Consider the following 23,030-nt stretch of genomic DNA (forward strand, 5'->3'; position numbering starts at 1 on the left):
CCAGCGCCACCGCGTGCTAAAGGACGGCCACCGCATCAAGGCCGATGGACCGGCCGCAGGACACCATCAATGGCGCTTTCCAAGACCCCGACTTCGACCATGAGCGATCAGGCCAGCGAGGCGATCGCCTCCGCGCTGCGCACGCTGGAGGCGGAAGCCAGTGGCGTCACCGCCCTCGCCGCAGCACTCCAGGCCGATCTCGGGCCGACTTTCGCGGCCGCCGCCGATCTGATCCGCAATGCCCGTGGCCGCCTGATCATCACGGGCCTCGGCAAGTCCGGCCATATCGGCCGCAAGATCGCCGCGACCTTTGCCTCGACCGGCACGCCGGCCTTCTTCGTTCACGCCGCCGAAGCGAGCCATGGCGACCTCGGCATGATCACCGCCGATGACGTCATCCTGGCGCTGTCATGGTCCGGCGAGCAGCCGGAGATGAAGAACCTCATCACCTATGCCACGCGCTTCAGCATCGGCCTCATCGCGATGACCTCGGAAGCCGGCTCGACACTCGCGCTCGCCGCCGATGTCGCGCTGACGCTGCCCAAGGCGCGCGAGGCCTGCCCGCATAATCTCGCACCCTCGACCTCGTCGCTGATGATGCTGGCGATGGGCGATGCTCTCGCAATCGCTTTGCTGGAAGGCCGTGGCTTCACGTCACGCGATTTCAGTGTGCTGCATCCCGGCGGCAAGCTTGGCGCGCTGCTGAAATACACCCGCGATCTCATGCATCAGGGCGACATGGTGCCGCTCAAGCCGCTCGGCACCAAGATGTCGGATGCGCTGGTGGAAATGTCCGCCAAGGGCTTTGGCTGCGTCGGCATCGTCGATGCCAGCGGCCATGTGGTTGGCATCGTCACCGACGGCGACCTCCGCCGCCACATGCGCGCCGACCTGATGACGGTGTCGGTCGATGACGTGATGACGAAGAACCCCAAGACCATCAGCCGCGACCTGCTCGCCGGCGAGGCGCTAGAACTCCTCAACACGGCGAAGATCACCGCGGTGCTGGTCACCGACGGCAAGAAGCCGGTCGGCATCGTGCACCTGCACGACCTGCTGCGCGCTGGCGTGGCGTAGGTTCGAGTCCCACGCGACTATTGCGGATACCGTGCGCCTTTCGCTTCCAAGGGAAGGTCGAAGCCATTCGCGATATACGACACCGTGCGATAAAAGCCGCACAGCAGCATCACCTCTAGAATCTGCGCCTCGCTGTAGCAGGCGCGCAAATCGCTAAACTCCGCCTCGCTCAATGTTGCGCGGTGATGCAAGGCATCAACTACCGCAATCAGAGCCTGCTCGGCTGGCGACCAGCACCCGGCGTTCGACACGCCATTCACGGTCGCGCGGATTTCCTCGTCCGACAACTGAGCGGCATCGGCAAACGTCGCGATATGGACGCCCCATTCGTATTCGCACCCTGTCAGAGCGCAGGTCCTGTCGATGACGATCTCGCGCTCACGCAACGACAGCGGCCCGCGATCAAGCAGACTTGCGTTGCGGAACTTGCTCCATGCGCGTGGGTGAGCGGCCAGGATGCGAAATAGCATCAGTGGCGGTGCACCGCGCATGATCGCATCGAACTGGGCCTGGATTTCAGCATCATATGGCGGCGTTAGAGGCTCCATGCGTGACATCGGCCATCTCCATTGCTACAAATACTGTAGCGATATGCTACATTTTCCGTAGCGCTTGGCAAGGGGTATCGATGACCAAAACGCCTGTGCAGGATCAGAAAGCCGTCCGCGGCTCCAGGACTGGCAGGCCAATTATGGCCCTGCTCGACTTGCTGGGCAGGCGCTGGACCCTGCGGATCATATGGGAATTGCGCGACACCACGCTCACGTCGCGGGCGCTCCGCGAGGTGTGCGACGACGCCTCGCCGACCGTGCTGCAAACGCGTCTGGCAGAACTCCGCGAGGCCGGGCTGGTCGAGCTGCAGTCGGGCAGCGGCTATGGCCTGACCAGAACCGGACGTGAGTTACTGGAGACTTTCCTGCCGCTCCACCAGTTCGCCGAACGTTGGCAAAAGCGGCAGGAGACGAAATAGTCAGGCCACATCCACCGTCAAGCTCGCGCCGTCGGCCTGCACGATTTTCACCTTTGTGCCTGCAGGCACATCGGGCCCGCTGACACGCCAGATCGTGTCATCGACGCGGACGATGCCGGCGCCATCGACGATGGGGCGGTCGAGCGTGAAGACACGGCCGATCAATGCATCCGTGCGCTTGTTGAGAAATGGATTCGGATTGGCACCGGGCTTCTGCTGCGCGACGCGGCGCCAGATCGGCACCGCAGCAGCCGCAAACACCGCGAACAGCAGCATCTGCAACTGCCAGCCCGGCGTGATGATGAAGGACAGCATGCCGACCAGGAATGCTGCCAGGCCGAGCCAGAACAGGAAGATGCCGGGCGCCAGCAATTCCAGCGCCATCAACAGCACGCCGAAGATCAGCCAGTTCCAGGTGCCGAGCGTGACGAACATCTCTGCCATGGCGCGTTTCCCTTAGCTGCGCGGCGGCGTGGTCGGCGGCACCGAGCCGGCGCGACGCGCGGCCTGGTTAGCTGCCGCCTGCTCGCCGAATGTCGCCTTGGCGATCTCGCCGATGCCGGCCAGCGAGCTGAGCATGGAGGAGGCCTCCAGCGGCAGCATGATGACCTTCTGGTTTGGCGATTCCGCAAGCTGGCCGAATGCCTTGATATATTTGTCGGCGATGAAGTAGTTCAGCGCTGCGACGTCACCGCGGCCGATCGCCTCCGAGACCATCTCGGTCGCCTTGGCTTCGGCCTCGGCAGCGCGCTCGCGCGCTTCGGCATCGCGGAACGCGGCTTCGCGGCGGCCTTCGGCCTGCAGGATCTGCGACTGCTTGGCGCCTTCGGCACGCAGGATTTCCGACTGGCGCTGACCTTCGGCCTGCAGAATGTCGGCACGCTTGACGCGCTCGGCCTTCATCTGCCGGCCCATCGCCTCGACCAGATCGGCCGGCGGCGCGATGTCCTTGATCTCGATGCGGTTGACCTTGATGCCCCACGGCGCGACGGCCGCATCGACCACGCGCAGCAGGCGCTCATTGATCTCGTCGCGATGCGACAGCATCTTGTCGAGATCCATCGAGCCCATCACCGAGCGGATGTTGGTCATGGTCAGCACGACGATCGCCTGCTGCAGATTGGCAACTTCGTAGCTCGCCTTGGCGGCATCGAAGACCTGGAAGAAGGCGACGCCATCGACGCCGACGGTGGCGTTATCCTTGGTGATGACTTCCTGCTCCGGAATCTCGATCACCTGCTCCATCATGTTCACCTTGCGGCCGACACGATCGAAATAAGGAATGATGAGATTGAGGCCGGGCGACAACGTGCGGGTGAATTTGCCGAAGCGCTCGATGGTCCAGTCAAAACCCTGCGGCACCGTTTTCACGCCGGCAAACAGCGTGAAGATGATCAGCAGTGCAATCGCAATGGCAAAAATATCAAACCCGGACATCAGTGTCTCCCTGCGGCAAAATGGACGCGCGGCGCAATACGCCACGCTGTTTTGTCGTTCGCGGGGATTTTAAGGTTCGACGCGGGGAAAAGCGAGACACCTGTAGCCCGGATGAAGCGCAGCGCAATCCGGGGACTGGCGTTTCAACTGGCTCCACATCCCCGGATTACGCTGCGCTCCATCCGGGCTACGGATCAAATCCAGCCTTGCAACTCGCGCAGCACGAGTTGGCGGATCATATCCATGCCCTCGTCGCTGTCATTCAGGCAGGGGATCGCCGAAAACTTCTCGCCACCGTTGTGCCGGAAGATCTCGCAGTTCTCCTGCGCGATTTCTTCGAGCGTTTCCAGACAATCGGCGGAAAAGCCCGGCATGACAACGGCAAGACGCTTCACGCCGTCCTTGCCAAGCTGCTCGATGGTCTTGTCCGTATAGGGCTGCAGCCACTCATCGAAACCGAAGCGCGACTGGAAAGTGAGCAGCAGTTTCGGTGCATCCGGCCCAAGCCGTGCGCGCAGCGCTTCGGTCGTCGCCACGCATTGCGACTGATAGGGATCGCCCTTGTCGATATATTTCTGCGGCATGCCGTGGAACGAGGCCACGATCATTTCCGGCACGAAATCCAGTGTCGCCAGATGCTTCTCGATGGAGACGGCGAGCGCGTCGATATAGGGGGCATCGACATAGTAAGGCGGCGTCACGCGGAGCGTCGGCTGCGCGCGCATGTCGGCCAGCACGCGGAATGCCTGATCGCAGACGGTGGCGGATGTCGCCGCGGAATATTGCGGATAGAGCGGCACCACGAGGATGCGGTCACAGCCCTGCTTCGCCATTGCATGGATGCGGTCATGCATCGAGGGGTTGCCGTAGCGCATCGCCCAGTCCACCACGACATGATCATGGCTGCCGAGCGCTGCAGCAAGCTTGTCGGATTGTGCGCGGGTGATCGTCTTCAGCGGAGACTCGTTCTTCTCCGTGTTCCAGATCTTGAGATAGTCCTTGGCCTTCTTGCGCGGGCGGGTATTCAGGATGATGCCGTTCAGCACCAGCTTCCACAGCAGCCCCTGATTCTCGATCACGCGGGCATCGGACAGGAATTCCTTGAGATAGACGCGCACACCTTTGGCATCCGCCGTGTCAGGCGTGCCGAGATTGACGAGCAAAACGCCGACACGCTCCGGCTGAGTGGTGACGGCGGGCGGCGTTTTTTCCAAGGCAATGGCGTCTGTCATGATGCGTTTGGCTTCGCGCTTCGGACCCGAGTTGTCAATTAGAAACACCTTACCGGCTCAGTGCCGAGGTAACCCAGCAACAGACCAACGCCGAACACAAGCACGATCCCCGCAGCACCGAACTCGATACCACGCATGATCAGCGCACCGCGACCGTCGCGGCTGCCGGCGAGGCGCGCGGCGAGACCCTTGGCGGAGACGGCGATGACGGCGATCGTTGCAACCGTGATCGCGGTGCCGAGGCCCATCACGAAGGTCGCGGCGATGCCGGCCCAGAACAGGCCCTGCGCCAGCGCAAACACCAGCACGAGGATCGCGCCCGAACACGGCCGGATGCCGACGGTAAGCACCGCCGACAATCCACGCCACCAGCCGCCGGGACCAGCGAGTTGATCCGGCGTCGGGCCATGGGAGTGGCCGCAATGGTCGCAGTGATCGTCATGGGCATGGTGATGGTGCGCATGATCATGATGCGCATGAAAATCGGCGTGGGCGTGCGCCTCTGCATGCGCTGTATGGGCATGCGCGTGGCCGTGGTCATGATGGTGGTGGTCGTGCCCGTGATCATGGGAATGGCTGTGCGCATGCGCGGAGGCGTGCGCCATCGCCAGTTGTGGGCCACCAGCCCGGAGAGACGGTCGCAGCGCCCGGACAAAGCCACGTCCTTTCACCCAGACCAGCCGCAAGCCAAAGGCAGCGATCAGGCCGTAGCTGGCGATTTCGATGACGCGTTCGGTGCTGCACATGGTGCGCGCCGTGACATTCAGCAGCCAGGCGCCGATGCCGACGATCAGCACCGCCACCAGCGCCTGCATGAAGGCCGAGACGAACGACAGCGCGATGCCGCGTTTGGCCGTCTCTTCATTGGCGACGAGATAGGACGAGATCACCGCCTTGCCGTGACCGGGACCGGCGGCATGAAAGATACCGTAGAGGAACGAGATGCCGAGCAGCGTCCACACCGCACTGCCGTCGGACTTGGCGGCACGGATCGTCGTGGACATCGCGCGATAGAATTCGGACTGTTTTGTCAGCAGCCAGCCAATGATGCCGCCGACCTGAGAGTCCGGAACGCCCTTGGGGGCGCCGAACGGATTTTGGGCGAGGGCGGCATGGACGGAGGCATCTGCAATGGCGACCACCGCAACCATCATAGCCAAAAGCCAGAACGACGCGCTCACCCCGTCATTGCGAGCGCAGCGAAGCAATCCAGAAGGCCGCAAGCGAAGCAAGAACTGGATTGCTTCGCTGCGCTCGCAATGACGGTCGTTCATGGACAGTCCACCGTCACCTTGTTGGCGAACATCGCGCCGAAATTGCTGTTCTCGCCATTCATGAAGGTGTCTTCATTCATGGTCTGCGCTTTGGCTGCGCCGCCATCGGACGGGCGCTGGATCGCCATGGTGCAGGAGGCCGGTGCGCCGACCAGCTTGATCGGATCGGTCTTCTCCAGGCCGAAATCGATGAAGTAGGAGGGATCGAACACTTCGAGCGCCAGTTGCTTGGTCTTGAACGGTGCCTTGAACGGCAGCGTGAAATGCAGCGTGAGGCCGGCGTCGGTTTTCTCGAGATAGTAATCGACGGGATCGTTGAAGAGCTCTTTCTTGCCGTTCGCCTCGGCGAAGGTGAAGAACTTGTATTCCTGCAGCGATTCCACATTGGTCTGGGCCAGCGGCGCCAGTTCCTCGCGGGTATATTGCCCGGGCACTTTGCTCGGGATGCCCTGCAGCGCATAGGTCGAGAACATGTCGTCAAAAGTCCAAGCGTGGCGCACGCCGGTGATGGTGCCGTCCGGCGCGTAGAGCAACTCGCTCCGCGCAGCGACAAAGACGTGGGGATGCGCGGCAGCCGTCGCGATGCCGCCAAGGGACACGGCCAACAGCGCGCAAAGTCCAAAGAGACGTCGGATCACGTTGTTCACCTCAAATAGCCTCAGGCCGCATCCAGCAAGCCGCGCCGGCGCAGCAGCGCATCGGCCTCAGGCGCACGGCCACGGAACGCGACATAGGCGGCTTCCGGATCCACCGAACCGCCGGACGAGTAGATATCATCATGGAGCCGCTTGGCGGTGGCGGCGTCGAAAATGTTGCCGGCCTCCTCGAAGGCGCCGAACGCATCGGCATCCATCACTTCCGACCACATATAGCTGTAATAGCCGGAGGCATAATGATCGCCGGAGAAGATATGCGCGAATTGCGTCGGACGGTGGCGCAGCGCGATTTCCTCGGGCATGCCGATCTTCTCCAGCTCCCTCTTCTCGAAGGCCGCGACATCGGTGGAGGCCGATGCCGGCTGGGTGTGGAATTCGAGATCGATTAGCGCAGAGGACACGAACTCCACCGTGGCGAACCCCTGATTGAATTTGCGCGCGGCGATAAAGCGCTTCAACAGATCGTCGGGCAGCGCCTCGCCGGTCTGATAGTGCTTGGCGAATTGCTGCAGCACTTCGGGCCGTTCCTGCCAGTGCTCATAGAGCTGCGACGGCAGCTCGACGAAATCGGTGAATACCGAGGTGCCCGACAGCGACGGATAGGTCACGTTCGACAGCATGCCGTGCAGGCCATGACCGAATTCATGGAACAGCGTGCGTGCATCGTCCGGCGACAGCAGCGACGGCTGGCCATTCGTGCCCTTGGCGAAGTTGCAGATATTCAGCACCAGCGGCGCGGTGTCACCGTCGAGCTTCTGCTGGTCGCGCAGCGAGGTCATCCAGGCGCCCGAACGCTTCGACGCGCGCGCAAAATAGTCGCCATAGAACAGCGCCTTGTGCTCGCCCTTGGCGTCCTTGACCTCCCAGACGCGCACATCGGGATGCCACACCGGCACATCCTTGCGCTCATGGAAGGTGACGCCGAACAGTTTGGTCGCCACGTCGAATTGCGCGGCGATCATGTTGTCGAGCGCGAGATAGGGCTTGATCGCCGCATCGTCGAAATTGGCGCGGCGCTGGCGCAGCTTCTCGGCGTAATGGCGCCAATCCCAGGCGGCCAGCTTGAAATTGCCGCCCTCCTCCGCGATCAGCTCCTGCAGCGCATCGCGATCGGCGAGCGCGCGGGCCCGCGCGGGCTTCCAGACGCGCTCCAGCAGATTGCGAACGGCTTCCGGGGTCTTGGCCATGGAGTCTTCGAGGCGGTAGGCGGCGAAGGTCGGATAGCCCAGCAGCTTCGCACTCTCCTCGCGGAGCTTCAGGATCTCGACGATCGTCGTGTTGTTGTCGTTGGCATTGCCGTTATTGCCGCGCTGGATGAACGCCTTGTAGGCCTTCTCGCGCAGATCGCGCCGCAATGAGCTCTGCAGGAACGGCTCCATCGACGACCGCGACGTGGTGACGATCGCCTTGCCGGGCTTGCCGCGCTCCTCTGCCGCCGCTCTGGCCGAGGCGATGAAGCTGTCACTGAGCCCATCGAGATCGTTCTCGCCGAGCTCCATGGACCATTCCTGTTCGTCACCGAGCAGATGATGGCTGAAGGTCGTGCCGAGATGGGCGAGACGCTCGTTGATCTCCGCCATCCGCGCCTTGGCGGCATCATCGAGGCCGGCGCCGGCGCGGTGGAAGCGCGTATAGGTGCGCTCCAGCAGGCGCGCCTGTTCGGGCTTCAGATGCAGGCTGGCGGCATTGTCGCGCAAGGCGGCGATGCGGCCGAACAGCACCGCATTCATCATGATGGGATTCCAGTGCCGCGCCATCCGCAGCGACACGTCCTTGTCGATCTCCAGGATCGCGGGATTGGAATGCGCGGACACGAGGTCGTAGAACACCGACGCCACTTTCGAGAGCAACTTGCCGGAGCGCTCCAGCGCGGTGATCGTATTCGCAAAATCGGGTGCCGCGACATCGTTGACGATGGCGGCGATCTCGCCGGCATGATCGGCAAAGGCCTGCTCGAAGGCTGGCATGAAGTGTTCGGGCTTGATCCGGTCGAATGGCGGGGTTTCGAACGGAGTCTGCCACGGCTCGAGCAAAGGATTGGGCTGGGCGGGTTCCGGATCCAGCAGGGGATTGAGCTCCAACGGACGATCGAGACCATTCGACGCAACCGCGCCCTTCGTTTCCGACATCATAAATCCTGCTTTGCGGCCCATATACCTCCCAATCTATACCACGCCATCGGGCTTTTTTAGGTCTTGCCGCTTGCCGCAACAGGCTTTTTCGGAGAGATTGCGGCCCGAAACAGGACCTTATCGACCATGACCACTTCCACCGGATCCCGCCGCATCAACTGGCCCAGCGTCATCACCGTCATTTCGGCGGCGATCCTGATTGGCGCCGAAGTGTTCGGCGCTGCTTTCGCCGGCGGCTGGGCGCTGTCGATCCTGTTCGGCCTCGACACCTTCGGCGAGCATGTGCTGCAGGTCGTGCTGTTCCTGTGCGGCGTCGCCGTCATGGCCGCCTTCATGCGCACCGCCGCCCGCGTCGAGCCATTCACGCGCCGGGGCTGAGATAACTTCTGTCGTTGCCCGGCTTGACCGGGCAACCCAGCACACGCCGGCGTCCGCGTTCAATCACGATCGACACCGTTTACTGGATCCTCCGCTTTCGCGGAGGATGACAAGTGCAGCGTGGGGCACTTAAAGCCCCTGACCGCCCGAGACCTCGATCCGCTGCGCATTGACCCAGCGATTGTCCTCCGACAGCAAGCTCGCAATCATCGGTCCGATATCGTCGGGCACGCCGACGCGGCCGAGTGCCGTCACGCTGGCGATGTGCTTGTTCGTCTCGGCATTGTCGCGCACCACGCCGCCGCCGAAATCGGTCTCGATCGCCCCAGGCGCCACCGTATTCACGGCAATGCCACGGCCGCCCAGCTCCTTGGCCAGATAGCGCGTCAGCACTTCCACTGCGCCCTTCATGGCCGAATAGGCGCCGTAGCCCGGCAGCGTCATGCGGGTCAGGCCGGAAGACAAGTTCACGATGCGACCGCCATCGACGATGATCGGCAGCAGCGCCTGGGTGAGAAACAGCACGCCCTTGAACTGGACATTCACCAGCCGATCAAACGACGCTTCGGTGGTCTCGGCGAGCAGCGCGTAATCGCCGTGGCCGGCATTATTGACGAGGTGGTCGAAGGTGTCGCGACCGAAAGTGGCCTTCAGCGCGGTGCGCAGCCGCTCGACGAAGCCGGGAAACGCCGCGACATCGCCGGTGTCGAGCTGCAGGGCCACCGCCTTGCGGCCCATGGCCTCGATCTCCGCAACCACAGCCTGCGCATCCTCGGCGCGGCTCTGATAGGTGACGACGACATCGCCGCCATGGCGGGCGACCGCCAGCGCGGTATTGCGGCCGAGGCCGCGGCTGGCGCCGGTGACAATGGTAATCTTGGGGGCGTTGTGGGTCATGGAGGCATTCCTCATGGAATTTTGGAGTGCCCCTGATCTAGACCCGGCCCTTGCGAAGGTCGTTGCCGGAAGCTCGGCACTGCTTGCCTAATCCTCCGAATGACGCCCGGAGCCCTCGGGATTGGGCTATAGTGCCGGCATGACTGACACCCTGCTCGATACCGTCCGCCGCTATGTGGACGCCCATGGCGATGCCGCCGGCCTTGCCCAAACGCCCATTCCGGGCCTCACGGTGATCCGCGTCTCCGAGCCCGGCGGGCTCGTTCACGCTATTTTCCAACCGCTGGTGTGCCTCGTCCTGCAGGGCGCCAAACAGGTCAATGTCGGCACCGAAAGCGTGACCCTGAATGCCGGCGACAGCATGCTGATCACGGTTGACCTGCCCACGGTCAGCCAGATCGTCCAGGCCAGCGCGGAACAGCCCTATGTGTCGCTGGTGATGCATCTCGACCCTGCCGTGATTGCCGAACTGTCGCTGCAGATGAAAGCCGCGCCGGGCGCCGATGGCTTTGCCATCCGGAATGCGCCGACGGATGTGGAAGTCAGCGACGCCGCATTGCGCCTGATGCGTCTGCTGGATCGCCCGGAATCCGTGCCTGTGCTGCACGGCCAGTTCGTGCGCGAGCTGCATTACTGGCTGCTGACCGGCCGCCATGGCACCGCGATCCGCCGACTCGGTTGGCCGGACAGCCATGTGCAGCGGGTCACGCGCGCGGTGACGATCCTGCGCCAGGAATTCGCGCAGCCGCTGCCGGTGGAGCGCCTGGCGGCCGCCGCCGGCATGAGCGCATCGTCCTTCCACGAACATTTCCGCAGCGTGACATCGCTGTCACCGCGGCAATTCCAGAAGCAGCTGCGTCTGATCGAGGCGCGGCGACTGATGATGTCCGAAGGCGCGACGGCGAGTAGCGCAGCTTTCACCGTCGGCTATCAGAGCGTGTCGCAATTCACCCGCGAATACGGCCGCATGTTCGGCACACCGCCGGCACGCGACGCCGAAACGACGCGAAGCTGGGCGGAGAGTGCGGCTTAAGCACCGTCATTGCGAGGAGCGCAGCGACGAAGCAATCCAGCGCCACACGTAAGGAAGACTGGATTGCTTCGCTGCGCTCGCAATGACGGCTGAGAGGTCTAAGCGATACTCCACTCACTTTGATACTTCACATCACCGCCAAGGAATCGTCGCAAACCGCTAGCCGGCTAGCGGAGAACGCACTTCGCGCCGTTAACGATCGTTCATCTTCGCTGCTATCACTGCGTCCTGTTTGCAACGCCGCGAGATCGCGTCGCAAAAATTGCCTCTCAGCCCAAAAAACTTGTTGCGGTGGGGGCCAAAGAACTTATTTGCGGTCTTGCCCAATTTCGCACGTGCCTGTGGTCGTGTGTCAGTCGGTAGGTATCCGGACAAGAGGCCGGACAGCCGCCAAGGGGCGAAGAAGCCGAGGGTCGCTCGAAAATCTCTTCTGGAGATATTGCGAGAGGCCAGCATCTCTCTCCAGGGATGCCTTGATGAAGGCGACTTTGCTCTTTGCAACCGTGACTGGCAGCCGGAGGCGAACCGGCGCACCCCGCTCTCAACGGGGGACGCGACTTAAAGCAACGACGGAGCGGGCTTTTTTGGTCTCTACCGGCATTCCAACGCCGGCGCGGGCTACTGAAAAGGCTTGTCCTTCATTGCCAGGTGTGCGGGCGGGAAATCTCCCAACCAATCCACGGCAGCACAGTTTGATCTGAGCGTTTTGGCTCGTCCGCCTCCATCGCGTGACGCCGCCGAAGAGCTTCGATCCGACGCATCTTGCTATGAGCGTCCCTCTGTCGCGGAGGGCGTTGGGAGAGTGCTATGACCGAACGTATCCAGGAATTCCTCCGCGCCCGCCGCAGCGAAGGTCTCGATACCGAGCCGTGCCTGGTCGTCGATCTCGACGTCGTGCGCGACAACTTCCAGACTTTTGCGAAGGCGCTGCCGGACTCCCGCGTGTTCTACGCAGTGAAGGCCAACCCGGCACCGGAAGTGCTGTCCCTGCTCGCATCGATGGGCTCGTGCTTCGACTGCGCGACTGTCGCCGAAATCGAAATGGCGCTCGCCGCTGGCGCCACGCCGGACCGCATCTCCTATGGCAACACCATCAAGAAGGAGCGCGACATCGCGCGCGCCTTCACGCTGGGTATCCGCATGTTCGCCGTCGACTGCGCGCCGGAAGTCGAGAAGGTCGCGCGCGTCGCGCCGGGCGCAAAGGTGTTCTGCCGCATCCTCTATGATTGCGCCGGCGCCGAGTGGCCGCTGTCGCGCAAATTCGGCTGCGATCCGGAAATGGCCGTCGACGTGCTCGATCTCGCCAAGCGCCTTGGCCTCGAGCCGGTCGGCATCTCGTTCCATGTCGGCTCGCAGCAGCGCAAGGTGAAGGCGTGGGACCGCGCGCTGGCGATGGCATCGTCGGTGTTCCGCGACTGCGCCGAGCGCGGCATCAACCTCACCCTCGTCAATATGGGTGGCGGCTTCCCGACCAAGTATCTGAAGGACGTGCCGCCCGTGCTGCAATACGGACGCTCGATCTTCCGTGCGCTGCGTAAGCATTTCGGCAACGCGATTCCGGAAACGATCATCGAGCCGGGCCGCGGCATGGTGGGTAACGCCGGCATCATCGAGACCGAGGTCGTGCTGATCTCGAAGAAGAGCGACGAGGACGACAATCGCTGGGTCTATCTCGACATCGGCAAGTTCGGCGGTCTCGCCGAGACGATGGACGAGTCGATCCGCTACGCGATCCGCACCCGTCATGACGGCGCGGAGATGGCGCCCTGCGTGCTCGCCGGCCCGACCTGCGATTCGGCCGACGTGCTGTATGAGAAGGCGCCGTATCCGCTGCCCGTCACGCTGGAGATCGGCGACAAGCTGCTGATCGAAGGCACGGGCGCATATACCTCGACCTATTCGGCGGTTGCCTTCAACGGCATCCCGCCGCTGCGGACGTATCATATTTAGTTTCTTCCCTCTCCCGCTTGCGGGGAGGGTGGCGCAAAGCGCCGGGTGGGGGAAGCCACACGCTCTTGAGCTTGTGGCAGCCCCCACCCGGCCCTCCCCGCAAGAGCGGGAGAGGGAGAAGAAAGAAAGAGCCGGCCTACCGACTCTCTCATCCCGTCACCTTTCCAATTCTGGATGACAACACTCCGCCACGAGCGGAGTGGGGACACATGCCATGACCGATCTGCACGAGACCAACACTATCGCCCCGACCATCGCAGCCACTCCGTTCGTGATCCGCGCGGAAACCGGCTCCGACATCGCCGCCCGTGAATCCCTGCTGGATGTGTGCTTTGGCGCCTCGCGCCATGCCCGCACCTGCCAGCGACTGCGCGACGGACGACTGCCCGCAGAAGGCCTCGCCTTCTCGGTGGACTATCAGGGCCAGTTGGTCGGCACGATCAGGCTTTGGCATGTCGATGCCGGGGGCCGAGCAGCACTCATGCTCGGCCCCTGGCCGTCGATCCCGCGTTGCGCGCGTTCGGCATCGGCGCTGCGCTCATGAAGCATGCGATCGCTGAGGCAACGGCGCGCGGCCACGGCGCCATCCTGCTGCTGGGCGACGCGCCCTATTACGCCCGCTTCGGCTTCACGCCGGAGCGGATGGACACGCTGGCCCTGCCCGGCCCGTTCGAGCGCGAGCGTCTGCTGGGGCTCGAACTGAAGCCCGATGCGCTGGACCGTGCCCGCGGCATCATCCTGCCGAGCGGTAAGCGGGTCCGCAGCACTGCGCCCGGGTTCCAGCCATTGGCCCTCGCGGCTTGATTTGACGTTCCAGACACGGCATTGCGGGGCTCACCTCTGCAGGAGAGCCCGGCAATGACGCGAAAACTGATTTCCACAGGGTCACCATTCGAGAAAACTGCCGGTTACAGCCGCGCGGTGGTCGATGGCGATTTCTGCTTCGTTGCCGGCACCACCGGTTACGACTACACCACCATGACCCTGCCCGCCGATGTCACGGCGCAGACACAGAACTGCTTCAAGACCATTGCAAGCGCGCTGAAAGAGGCCGGGTTCGCCATGGCCGACATCGTGCGCGCGGTCTATTACATCACCGACGCTGCTGACGCCGACAAGGTGTTCACGGTGACTGGTGAGCATCTCGGCGAGATCCGCCCGGCCGCGACGTTGCTCGTGGTCGCCGGCCTTTACAAGCCGGAGATGAAAGTCGAAGTCGAAGTGACGGCAAAGCGTTCTTCGAACTAATCCACCCAAGGCTCCGCGAACGGCGGAGCCGTTCCCGTCCATCCGTTCAGCACGTCTGTTCAGTCCTTGGAGTTTCTAGCTGATGTCCATTCCCTCGCAGATCTACGCGAAGATCACCGGCCCCATCGTCATGGTTGGCTTCGGCTCGATCGGCAAAGGCACGCTGCCGATGATCGAGCGCCACCTCGACTATGACAAGTCGCGCGTCACCGTGCTCGATCCCAAGGACGAGGGCCGCAAGGCGCATTGCGAGAAGCAGGGCGTGCGCTTCATCCAGCAGGGCGTGACCAAGGAGAACTACCGCGAACTCCTGACCCCGCTGCTCACTGAAGGCGGCGGCCAGGGCTTCTGCGTCAATCTCTCGGTCGATACCGGCTCCACCGACATCATGGAGCTCTGCAACGAACTCGGTGTTCTCTATATCGACACCGTGAACGAGCCGTGGCTCGGCTTCTATTTCGATTCCACCAAGGGCCCGGAAGCGCGCTCGAACTATGCGCTGCGTGAGAACACGCTGGCCGCCAAGCGTGCACGTCCGCCCGGCTCGACCACGGCTGTGTCCTGCTGCGGCGCCAATCCCGGCATGGTGTCGTTCTTCGTCAAGCAGGCGCTGCTGAACGTCGCGTCCGACCTCAAGCTCAATGCGCCGAAGCCGAAGACCAAGGCCGAATGGGCCGACCTGATGCGCCAGGCCGGCATCAAGGGCATCCACATCGCCGAACGCGACACCCAGCGCTCGAAGAATCCGAAAGAGCCGGATGTCTTCGTCAACACCTGGTCCGTCGAAGGCTTCCTGTCGGAAGGCGTGCAGCCGTCCGAACTCGGCTGGGGCACCCACGAGAAGTGGATGCCGGAAAACGCCAAGACCCACGAAGCCGGCTGCGGCGCTGCGATCTATCTGATGCAGCCCGGCGCCAACACGCGCGTGCGCACCTGGTGCCCAACCCGCGGCGCGCAATACGGCTTCCTGGTCACGCATAACGAGTCGATCTCGATCTCGGACTACTTCACGGTGCGCGATGCCTCGGGCAACGCTGTCTATCGCCCGACCTGCCACTACGCCTATCACCCCGCCGACGATGCCGTGCTGTCGCTGCACGAAATGTTCGGCCGCGCGGCGAAGATGCAGGAGAAGCACCACATCCTCGAAGAGGACGAAATCGTCGACGGCATCGACGAACTCGGTGTGCTGCTGTTCGGTCACGACAACAATGCCTACTGGTACGGCTCGCAGCTCTCCATCGAGGAGACCCGCAAGCTCGCGCCATACCAGAACGCCACGGCGCTTCAGGTGACCTCCGCCGTGCTCGGCGGCATGGTGTGGGCGCTGGAAAATCCGAAGGAAGGCATCGTCGAAGCCGACGAGATGGATTTCGATCGCCTGCTGGAAATCCAGACGCCTTATCTCGGTCCGGTGAAGGGCTACTACACCGACTGGACCCCGCTGGAAGGCCGCCCGGGCCTGTTCCCGGAAGAGCTGGACACCTCTGATCCCTGGCAGTTCAAGAACATCCTGGTTCAGGGCTGGTAACGGAACCTGTGGGGCGGACGAACAACGCGTCATCCGCCACCCCTTCTTAAGGCGGACGGGCTATCGGCTTGTCCGCCCTACTCTTTTCCAGCCGATCCGTGTTAGGACGTAGCGTGTGCGGTTCGCCCGGCGGCCCGAGAACACGAACGCTTTCGAGGGCCCAACACGGTGTCAAACGCAGAACGAGCCACCGCGCAGCTCGAAGCCATCCGCGCAAAACTCATTCCGCTCGCCGAATATCGGAAGCTCCTGAATGGCGATGAGCTCGTATCGGATTGGGTAGTTGTCGATCAATCCATGATCGACACCTTCGCACACGCCACCCTCGACTATCAGTTCATTCACGTAGATCCCGAACGCGCCAAGGCGACACCTTTCGGTGGCACCATCGCGCATGGTTTCCTGACGCTCTCGCTGCTCTCAACGCTGGGGTTCGACGCGATGCCCGGCGTGGAGCATTCTCGCATGGGCGTCAATTACGGCTTCGACCGCGTGCGCTTCAATAGCCCCGTAAAGGCTGGCGCACGCGTCCGCGGCAAATTCCGTCTCGTCGGTTTGACGGAACGCGCGGTCTCCATTCAGTCAGCCTGGGACACCGTGATCGAGGTCGAGGGCATCAAGAAGCCCGCACTCGAAGCACACTGGATCATCGTTGCGATGATCGACCCGAACAGCGACTGATCGCGTCCGCCATACCGATCCTTATTTCTGGTTGATCGGCGGCGCGGTCTTCTCGGCGGGAGCCGGCGGCAGCGCGGGTTTTGCGCCGGCGTCCCTGGCGTCGGCATCCGGCCGCGCAGGTTGCGGCGGTGTATCATGCGGACGCTGCCCCGTTGTGCCCGGTTCTGCAGGCGCTGCGGGTTTGTTCGCGGCACCGGGCGTAGACTGCAAGGGCTGGGTCGCTTGAGCCAAACGGTCAGGTGGTGGATTCAAGGTCAGACGCGCCATTGCGGAGCTTGAGATGCTGCTGCCGGCAAGGATCGCCGCAACAGCGATAACGACGCGTTGTCCGGACAGGCGCGATTTCATCGAGGTCATGGCATCCACCGCAATCTGATTTCCGGGACAACGGATGCACGGGCCCAAAAGTTCCAGCCTTACTCCTTGGTGCTGGAATCCCAGGTGGCGTTGCGCACGCCGGGATGCGCTTCGAGCCTGACCAGAACCGCATCGAGCTCTTTCGGATCCACCGCGGTCGAGACCAGCGTGGCGACGATCTCGCGCTGGGTCTCGCTCAGCTCGTTCACCTCGACATCGCCGACGGGATATTTCGCCGCTTCCAGTGCGTCCTGCAGCTTCTCGCGCATCTCCGACACGGCATCCGGCACCACTGTGAGGCGAACGTAATACGTGACTTCCGAGGATTGCGCGTCCAGCGGGGTGCGATTGATCGCATTGACCAGCGGCCGCAGCAATGTGTTGCCTGCCAGCACGAACACCGTCAGCGCCATGGCCTGCGCGATCATGTCCGCGCCGGCGCAGGAGCCGACCGCAGCCGAACTCCACAATGTCGCGGCGGTGTTGAGGCCGCGGACATTGGTGCCCTCTTTCATGATCACGCCGGCGCCCAGAAAGCCGATGCCGGACACCACATAGGCGATCACACGTACCGCTCCACCCGAACCATCGAGCTTCATGGCAAGATCGACGAACGCCGCCGCGCTCACCGCCACCAGCACATTGGTGCGCAAGCCGGCCGTGCGCTGGCGATATTGCCGCTCGGCACCGATCAGCGTGCCCAGCACGAACGCCGCCGCAAGGCTCAGCAGCGTGTCGAAAAAATCCAGCGTCTGGAATGTGGTCAGGAAGCGCATGATGCTTCATGCGTACAGCAAATGACGGGGATATGACAGATCGTTCGGAGCGGCCCCAACCGCCCCGGACTACAGGACCACGATGCCGGAATGCTTGGCCTTGTCGTCGGGCTCCACATGGATCGTGATCAGCGCCTCACCGACCTTGTCGCGGATCGCCTGTTCGAGATTGTCGCAGATGTCATGGGCCGCGCTCACCGTCGTCGTCCCCGCCACCACCAGATGAAAGTCGATGAAGGTCATGCTGCCGGCGCGCCGGGTACGCAGGTCATGCGCCTCGATGGCGCCATCGGCATGGGTCGAGATGGTTTGCTTGATGGTGGCGAGCATGGCCGGCTCAATCGCCTCGTCCATCAGGCCGCTCAATGATTCCTTCATCAGCCCCCATCCGGCCCACAGGATGTTGAGCGCGACCAACGCAGCCAGAATGGGATCGAGAATGGTGATTCCCGATATCGCGGCAACGATCACGCCGCCAAGCACACCGACCGACGACCAGACATCGGTCATCAGATGGCGGCCATCCGCCAGGAGCGCTGGCGAACGCCGGGCGCGTCCCTGCTTGATGAGCAGCCAGGCCCAGCCGGCATTGATGACGGTGGCCGCGCCATTGGCTGCAAGACCCAGCCAGGGCGTTTCCAGCTTGCGCGGTTCGAGATAGCTGAAATAGGCCTCGCGCAAGATCAGGATCGCAGCGAGCACGATCAGGACGCCTTCCAGCACCGCGGAGAAATATTCAGCTTTGTGGTGCCCATAGGGATGCTCATCATCCGCGGGCTTCGCGCTGAAACTGATAGCGAGGAAGGCGACGAGCGCCGTCACCACATTGACGATGCTCTCGATCGCATCCGACAACAGCGCAACGCTGCCGGTCAGGTGATAAGCGACATATTTCAGCCCGAGCACGAGCAAGCCAACGGCGATGCTGCCTTGCGCAAGACTGCGAACGCTTGTCATTTGAGAACTCGTGTGAAGGGGGCGCGACGGCCGCGCGGCTGTGTCCTCTAGACCGCCATCCGCATCGACGCAAGCCGCAGAAACCAGCTGCAACTGCTTCGCATTATAATGCGCAACACTGCTGGATTTCGCTGGCGCGCACGCCTCTACCAATGTCTTCGATACGATGCCTTGGACGCTCCCGTGCTGTGCGAAACGCTTCGCGACGCGTGCATCGCAGGATGCCTTTGTCACCCATCACCGGTGGCGACATCCTGCCACACGGTCCACACGCGTTTCTCGGCCGCACCGCATGGCATGCAGCCTGAGGTTACCCTGCTGCGATCGCGACTGTGGCCCAACCACAACAGCCACGCTTGTTCCGTACCGGATGACGTTCTCTTGAGCCTGACATGCGCGACCACGCATGTATGACATAACAGTCGCCTCGGTTGCGGCGGCTGCAACAAGGAATGGGAATGACTGGTTTGGTTGGATCACGCGGACTGCGCTTCGCAACGGCTTTGATGTTGTCCGCTCTTCTGGCCGGTTGCGCCGGCGGCGGGATGATGTCCCCGGCAGGCTTCGGCGGTTCGTCGGCCAACTACGCTGCGCTCAATGACGGCGCACATTCACTCCCGGCGATCGATGTGTCCGGCATCAATCCCGCGATGCTGCGCCAGCGCGTCGACTATCGCACACGCGAGCCTGTCGGCACCGTCGTGGTCGATACCGCCGCCCGTCATCTCTATCTCGTCGAGGGTGATGGCAAAGCGATGCGCTACGGCATCGGCGTCGGCAAAGCCGGCCTCGCATTCGCCGGCAGCGCCACCATCAAGCGCAAGGCGGAGTGGCCGCATTGGAGCCCGACCGAGAACATGATGAATCGCGAGCCGGCGCGTTATCGCCACCTCGCCGGCGGCATGGTCGGCGGTTTGGAAAACCCGCTCGGTCCGCGCGCGATGTATCTCTATCAGGGCGACCGCGACACCATGTTCCGCATTCACGGCACCACGGAGCCCGAGACCATCGGCACCGCCGTCTCCAGCGGCTGCATCCGCCTGATGAACCAGGACGTGATCGACCTGTATAACCGCGTCAAGATCGGCAGCCGCGTGGTGGTGATCCAGAGCGGCCGGGCTGCCGAATCCTGAGAAACCGATCACGTGACCTTCAGGCGGCGCGTCTTGTCAGACCGCCGCCGCGACGGACCTCGTCGCAACAACGTCCTGTCGCGAATATGGTATGAGTCTGACGCGCCTCCTGCGCCTGAACAGACCACCCGCCAATGCATTCCGCGCAACCCGTCTTCCGTTTCGCTCCCAGCCCGAATGGCTATCTGCATCTCGGCCACGCCTATTCGGCTTTGCTGAATTTCGACCTGGCCCGGCAGACCGGCGGCAGGCTGCTACTGCGCATCGAGGACATCGATGTCACGCGCTGCCGGCCTGACTATGAGCAGGCGATCTATGACGACCTCGCCTGGCTCGGCATCCAATGGGAAACACCAGTGCGGCGCCAGTCGGAGCATCTCGACGCCTATGTCGATGCATGCGACCGGCTGACAGCGATGGGATTGCTTTATCCGAGTTTCGAAAGTCGGACCGAGATTGCGCGGCTGGTCGCCGCCGAAGAGGCAAAAGGCCCGTGGCCGCGCGATCCCGATGGCGCACCGATCTATCCCGGCCATGCTAGGTCGCTATCCGACGATGATGTCGCCGCCTTCAAGCAGTCGGGCGCACCGGTGGCGCTCCGGCTCGACATGGCCGCGGCGCTCATGCGCAGCGGCCCGCTGACCTGGCAGGAGGACGGTCGCGGATCGGACAGCGAGACCGGCACCGTGACGGCGCACCCGGAAGCCTGGGGCGACGTGATCCTTGCCCGCAAGGAAGTGCCGACCAGCTACCACCTGTCGGTGGTGATCGACGACGCGCTGCAAGGCGTCACCACCGTCGTGCGCGGGCAGGACCTGTTCTGGTCCACCAGCGTTCACCGCCTGCTGCAGCAGCTTCTCGGCCTGCCGTCGCCTGTTTATCAACACCATCGGCTGTTGCAGGATGATGTCGGCGCCAAACTGGCCAAATCCGCCGGCTCCACCAGTCTGCGAGAGCTGCGCAGCCAGGGCGTGACGCCTGCCGATATCCGGCGTCTGGTTGGGCTGACGACCACAGCATAATAGTCGCACGAAACCGTTCGATACGATCCGCGTCTGCAGCGTGACTCCGCCCGCATCGCCATGGCATGGTGTCTGTGGAGATCGAAGAGCATCACATGGCGCGCCCACCGCGCTCGCCGCGGCCACCGCGGAAGCGCAGCACGACAGTTGCAAAGCAGAAGACGGTTCGCGGTCGCGCAGCCAAGACAGCAGCGCGTCAGCCACGCGCGCGTGCATCCACGCGCCCGGACGCCATCGTCGAACACGTGCTGGCGATGTTCGCCCATGAGGTGCGCACGCCGCTGACCGGCATTCTGGCCGTAAGCGACCTGCTTGCCACATCCGAGCTTCCCGAGCGCGAGCGTCGTTGGGCCGAGACGATCAAGACCGGCGCGGAACACCTCGCCGGCCTGGCAACGCTGTTCGTCGATGCCGCGCGCAGCCAGACCTCCGGTCTCGATCTACGCCACGATTTCTTCGATCTGCGGGCCCTTGCGCGCGGGATCGGCGATGCCCTCGCCGGCCGCGCGACGGCGAAAGGTTTGCTGGCCACCGTTTCCATCTCGGAGAAGCTGCCGAACTTCGCAATCGGCGACCCCGTGCGGTTGCGCGCAGCGCTGGAAAACCTGATCGACAATGCAGTGAAGTTCACCGATCAAGGCGCTGTCGCGTTGAAAGTGGCGCCCGTCCGCATGGCCGGAAAAGTCGGCGTCTCGTTTGCCGTCTCCGATAGCGGCATCGGATTGACGCCGACCGAGATCAAGAAGCTGTTCCGCCCGTTTTCCCAGGCCAATGTGTCGATCGCCGCACGCTTTGGTGGCGCGGGGCTCGGCCTGTTCTCGGTCAAGCAATTGGCGCGCGCCATGGGCGGCGACGTCACGGCGACATCACGCGCCCGCGGCGGCACGACGTTCAGCCTGACGGTTGCACTGGATAAAGTGACAGGCGACATCGCCGCTACAGCCGATGCAAAGAACCCTGAGTCTCTGCACTCGCTGCGCATTCTCAGTGTCGAGGACAATCCCTATGGCCGCGTGGTCCTCAAGGCCATCCTGACCGAACTCGGCCACCATGCCGAATTCATCGGCCGCGGCGAGGATGCGGCCGCGCGTATTGCCGATGGCGGCTTCGATGCCGTGTTGATGGACATGGTCTTGCCCGGCATGACCGGCATCGATGCCATCCGGGAGATCCGCGGATTGAAACGCCCGGGCAATCGCATCAAGATCATCGGCGTATCCGGCCGCAACCAGGATGAAGCGGCGGCGCGTCAGGCCGGCGCCGACGCGTTCCTGATCAAGCCGGTTTCTCCGCGGGCTCTAGCGACTGCGCTTCTTGCTGCGAAACGCCGTCCGGCAGTTGCCAGCGAATGATCGCCGCGTTCAGTGCACCGCCGAACACGAAGATCGCGGAAATAAAATACAGGAACACCAGCGCGATGATCACCGAGGCAAGCCCCGCATACATCGTCACGTAATTGGTGGCGAAGCGCGCGAGATAGAGGCCGAAGCCGATGCCCGAGGCCAGCGAGGCCAGCATCGTGAACACGATGCCGGGCATGATCTGCACCAGCGTCCGTCGCCCCGCCGGCAGCCATGTATGCAAGATCACCAGCGCGATGATCATGGCAACGATGGTGATGCCGTAACGGGCGAAGGTCAGCAGCCGCTCATTGTTCTCGATCACGAGTGGCACATAGCGCCGCACGATTTCCAGCACCAGCGGGCCGAGCACGATCAGGAACGCGAGCAGCAGCGCCGTCACCGCGGCGATCAGCGTATAGCCGATGGATTCCAGCCGCAGCCAATACCAGCGCCGCGGCTCGACCACCGAATAGGCACGGTTCAGCGCGACACGCAGACTCTCGACGCCGTTGGAGGCGAAATAGACGGCGAGGACGAGACCGATGGTCAGCGCATCGCCGCGCGTCGTCGTCAGCACATCGTGGATCTGTGCCGACAATGCGCCGGCCACCTGGTCCGGCCAGATTTCCAGCAGCAGGTTCACCGCCTGGTCGGCGAGATCCTTGGAGCCGAAGAAGCCAGCGAGAGACGCCAGCACGATCAGGAACGGAAACAGCGCCATCAGCGTGGACAGCGCGATATGGCTGGCAATCGCCCAGCCGTCGTCGGCAAGAAAACGGTAAAAGGCGTCGAGGCCGATATCGAAGGCGATGCGTATCTGCCTCACAGTCCACCTGGTCAGCGGCTTCGCCAAATCGGCCGGCCGTGTGCGAGCTTCGGATATATAACGCGCAAAAGCCAGAACGTTGCATAAACGCTGTTGCGCACCGCCGGTGGCAAATCACCG

General features: G+C 63.2%; 24 protein-coding genes and 1 pseudogene. 13 read left to right on the top strand and 12 right to left on the bottom strand.

Translation table 11 applies throughout. The features are described from left to right. The first annotated feature begins 69 nt into the window (after nucleotides 1-69). Complete coding sequence (locus tag RPMA_RS25115) at nucleotides 70-1,077, top strand: KpsF/GutQ family sugar-phosphate isomerase (protein WP_211910359.1); 1,008 nt, start codon at nucleotides 70-72, stop codon at nucleotides 1,075-1,077. Nucleotides 1,078-1,094: 17 nt separating this feature from the next. Here RPMA_RS25115 and RPMA_RS25120 read toward each other — a convergent pair whose 3' ends face one another. Next, on the bottom strand, nucleotides 1,095-1,634 hold the full coding sequence (locus tag RPMA_RS25120; protein ID WP_211910360.1) for a carboxymuconolactone decarboxylase family protein: 540 nt from the start codon (nucleotides 1,632-1,634) through the stop codon (nucleotides 1,095-1,097). A 71-nt stretch (nucleotides 1,635-1,705) separates the two neighbouring features. Here RPMA_RS25120 and RPMA_RS25125 point away from each other — a divergent pair, with 71 nt between their 5' ends. After that, on the top strand, nucleotides 1,706-2,047 hold the full coding sequence (locus tag RPMA_RS25125) for a winged helix-turn-helix transcriptional regulator (protein WP_211910361.1): 342 nt from the start codon (nucleotides 1,706-1,708) through the stop codon (nucleotides 2,045-2,047). Here the strand turns inward: RPMA_RS25125 and RPMA_RS25130 are convergent, their stop codons facing one another. The 4 genes from RPMA_RS25130 to RPMA_RS25145 all read right to left on the bottom strand — a co-directional run bounded on the left by RPMA_RS25130 (nucleotide 2,048) and on the right by RPMA_RS25145 (nucleotide 5,867). After that, on the bottom strand, nucleotides 2,048-2,491 hold the full coding sequence (locus RPMA_RS25130; RefSeq protein ID WP_211910362.1) for an NfeD family protein: 444 nt from the start codon (nucleotides 2,489-2,491) through the stop codon (nucleotides 2,048-2,050). It abuts the gene before it with no gap. 12 nt (nucleotides 2,492-2,503) lie between these two features. Beyond that, the gene (locus RPMA_RS25135; RefSeq protein ID WP_211910363.1) at nucleotides 2,504-3,484 is read right to left on the bottom strand and encodes an SPFH domain-containing protein; all 981 of its coding nucleotides are present in this window, start codon (nucleotides 3,482-3,484) and stop codon (nucleotides 2,504-2,506) included. Between the two features lie 194 nt (nucleotides 3,485-3,678). Further along, complete coding sequence (gene hemH / locus RPMA_RS25140; RefSeq protein WP_211910364.1) at nucleotides 3,679-4,716, bottom strand: ferrochelatase; 1,038 nt, start codon at nucleotides 4,714-4,716, stop codon at nucleotides 3,679-3,681. Nucleotides 4,717-4,754: 38 nt separating this feature from the next. Next, nucleotides 4,755-5,867 carry a nickel/cobalt transporter gene (locus tag RPMA_RS25145; RefSeq protein WP_328516581.1) on the bottom strand — a complete coding sequence of 371 codons (1,113 nt, stop codon included), beginning with the start codon at nucleotides 5,865-5,867 and terminating at the stop codon, nucleotides 4,755-4,757. On the opposite strand from RPMA_RS25145, the gene RPMA_RS28295 reads away from it, so the two are divergent. Next, the gene (locus RPMA_RS28295; protein ID WP_256438247.1) at nucleotides 5,848-5,979 is read left to right on the top strand and encodes a hypothetical protein; all 132 of its coding nucleotides are present in this window, start codon (nucleotides 5,848-5,850) and stop codon (nucleotides 5,977-5,979) included. The two genes, RPMA_RS25145 and RPMA_RS28295, sit on opposite strands and share 20 nt — an antisense overlap. A 7-nt stretch (nucleotides 5,980-5,986) precedes the next feature. On the opposite strand, the gene RPMA_RS25150 is transcribed toward RPMA_RS28295, so the two are convergent. Together RPMA_RS25150 and RPMA_RS25155 are read right to left on the bottom strand one after the other, a co-directional pair. Beyond that, nucleotides 5,987-6,628, bottom strand: a complete 642-nt coding sequence (locus RPMA_RS25150; protein ID WP_211910366.1) for a DUF1007 family protein — start codon at nucleotides 6,626-6,628, stop codon at nucleotides 5,987-5,989. Nucleotides 6,629-6,648: 20 nt separating this feature from the next. Next, nucleotides 6,649-8,775 carry a M3 family metallopeptidase gene (locus RPMA_RS25155; protein ID WP_211910367.1) on the bottom strand — a complete coding sequence of 709 codons (2,127 nt, stop codon included), beginning with the start codon at nucleotides 8,773-8,775 and terminating at the stop codon, nucleotides 6,649-6,651. Nucleotides 8,776-8,904: 129 nt separating this feature from the next. Here RPMA_RS25155 and RPMA_RS25160 point away from each other — a divergent pair, with 129 nt between their 5' ends. Further along, on the top strand, nucleotides 8,905-9,156 hold the full coding sequence (locus tag RPMA_RS25160) for a hypothetical protein (protein WP_211910368.1): 252 nt from the start codon (nucleotides 8,905-8,907) through the stop codon (nucleotides 9,154-9,156). A 129-nt stretch (nucleotides 9,157-9,285) separates the two neighbouring features. Here the strand turns inward: RPMA_RS25160 and RPMA_RS25165 are convergent, their stop codons facing one another. Then, nucleotides 9,286-10,053 (bottom strand): SDR family oxidoreductase, encoded by a 768-nt coding sequence (locus RPMA_RS25165; protein WP_211910369.1) that lies wholly within the window; start codon nucleotides 10,051-10,053, stop codon nucleotides 9,286-9,288. Nucleotides 10,054-10,192: 139 nt separating this feature from the next. On the opposite strand from RPMA_RS25165, the gene RPMA_RS25170 reads away from it, so the two are divergent. The 6 genes and pseudogenes from RPMA_RS25170 (at nucleotide 10,193) to RPMA_RS25195 (ending at nucleotide 16,496) form a co-directional block, all read left to right on the top strand. Beyond that, nucleotides 10,193-11,086, top strand: a complete 894-nt coding sequence (locus RPMA_RS25170) for an AraC family transcriptional regulator (RefSeq protein ID WP_211910370.1) — start codon at nucleotides 10,193-10,195, stop codon at nucleotides 11,084-11,086. Nucleotides 11,087-11,893: 807 nt separating this feature from the next. After that, nucleotides 11,894-13,036 (top strand): type III PLP-dependent enzyme, encoded by a 1,143-nt coding sequence (locus RPMA_RS25175; RefSeq protein WP_211910371.1) that lies wholly within the window; start codon nucleotides 11,894-11,896, stop codon nucleotides 13,034-13,036. Between the two features lie 214 nt (nucleotides 13,037-13,250). Continuing rightward, nucleotides 13,251-13,840, top strand: a pseudogene (locus tag RPMA_RS28455) (GNAT family N-acetyltransferase). 54 nt (nucleotides 13,841-13,894) lie between these two features. Next, the gene (locus RPMA_RS25185; protein ID WP_211910372.1) at nucleotides 13,895-14,284 is read left to right on the top strand and encodes a RidA family protein; all 390 of its coding nucleotides are present in this window, start codon (nucleotides 13,895-13,897) and stop codon (nucleotides 14,282-14,284) included. Nucleotides 14,285-14,366: 82 nt separating this feature from the next. Then, a complete protein-coding gene (locus RPMA_RS25190) occupies nucleotides 14,367-15,815 on the top strand; it encodes a homospermidine synthase (RefSeq protein WP_211910373.1) in 1,449 nt (482 codons plus the stop codon). A gap of 168 nt (nucleotides 15,816-15,983) precedes the next feature. Beyond that, a complete protein-coding gene (locus tag RPMA_RS25195) occupies nucleotides 15,984-16,496 on the top strand; it encodes a MaoC family dehydratase (RefSeq protein WP_211910374.1) in 513 nt (170 codons plus the stop codon). A 21-nt stretch (nucleotides 16,497-16,517) separates the two neighbouring features. On the opposite strand, the gene RPMA_RS25200 is transcribed toward RPMA_RS25195, so the two are convergent. The 3 genes from RPMA_RS25200 to RPMA_RS25210 all read right to left on the bottom strand — a co-directional run bounded on the left by RPMA_RS25200 (nucleotide 16,518) and on the right by RPMA_RS25210 (nucleotide 18,586). Further along, nucleotides 16,518-16,853 carry a hypothetical protein gene (locus RPMA_RS25200; RefSeq protein ID WP_211910375.1) on the bottom strand — a complete coding sequence of 112 codons (336 nt, stop codon included), beginning with the start codon at nucleotides 16,851-16,853 and terminating at the stop codon, nucleotides 16,518-16,520. Between the two features lie 59 nt (nucleotides 16,854-16,912). Continuing rightward, nucleotides 16,913-17,629 carry an MgtC/SapB family protein gene (locus tag RPMA_RS25205; RefSeq protein ID WP_211910376.1) on the bottom strand — a complete coding sequence of 239 codons (717 nt, stop codon included), beginning with the start codon at nucleotides 17,627-17,629 and terminating at the stop codon, nucleotides 16,913-16,915. 69 nt (nucleotides 17,630-17,698) lie between these two features. After that, on the bottom strand, nucleotides 17,699-18,586 hold the full coding sequence (locus RPMA_RS25210; RefSeq protein ID WP_211910377.1) for a cation diffusion facilitator family transporter: 888 nt from the start codon (nucleotides 18,584-18,586) through the stop codon (nucleotides 17,699-17,701). Nucleotides 18,587-19,131: 545 nt separating this feature from the next. On the opposite strand from RPMA_RS25210, the gene RPMA_RS25215 reads away from it, so the two are divergent. The 3 genes from RPMA_RS25215 (at nucleotide 19,132) to RPMA_RS25225 (ending at nucleotide 22,093) form a co-directional block, all read left to right on the top strand. After that, nucleotides 19,132-19,719: a L,D-transpeptidase gene (locus tag RPMA_RS25215; RefSeq protein ID WP_456243462.1), complete on the top strand. Its 588-nt coding sequence runs from the start codon at nucleotides 19,132-19,134 to the stop codon at nucleotides 19,717-19,719. Between the two features lie 134 nt (nucleotides 19,720-19,853). Next, on the top strand, nucleotides 19,854-20,741 hold the full coding sequence (gene gluQRS, locus RPMA_RS25220; RefSeq protein WP_211910379.1) for a tRNA glutamyl-Q(34) synthetase GluQRS: 888 nt from the start codon (nucleotides 19,854-19,856) through the stop codon (nucleotides 20,739-20,741). 95 nt (nucleotides 20,742-20,836) lie between these two features. Beyond that, a complete protein-coding gene (locus tag RPMA_RS25225; protein ID WP_211910380.1) occupies nucleotides 20,837-22,093 on the top strand; it encodes an ATP-binding protein in 1,257 nt (418 codons plus the stop codon). Here the strand turns inward: RPMA_RS25225 and RPMA_RS25230 are convergent. Continuing rightward, nucleotides 22,017-22,910 carry a YihY/virulence factor BrkB family protein gene (locus RPMA_RS25230; protein WP_211910381.1) on the bottom strand — a complete coding sequence of 298 codons (894 nt, stop codon included), beginning with the start codon at nucleotides 22,908-22,910 and terminating at the stop codon, nucleotides 22,017-22,019. The two genes, RPMA_RS25225 and RPMA_RS25230, sit on opposite strands and share 77 nt — an antisense overlap. Nucleotides 22,911-23,030 lie beyond the last annotated feature (120 nt).

Origin of the sequence: Tardiphaga alba (assembly GCF_018279705.1) — a bacterium.
Classification (GTDB): domain Bacteria; phylum Pseudomonadota; class Alphaproteobacteria; order Rhizobiales; family Xanthobacteraceae; genus Tardiphaga; species Tardiphaga alba.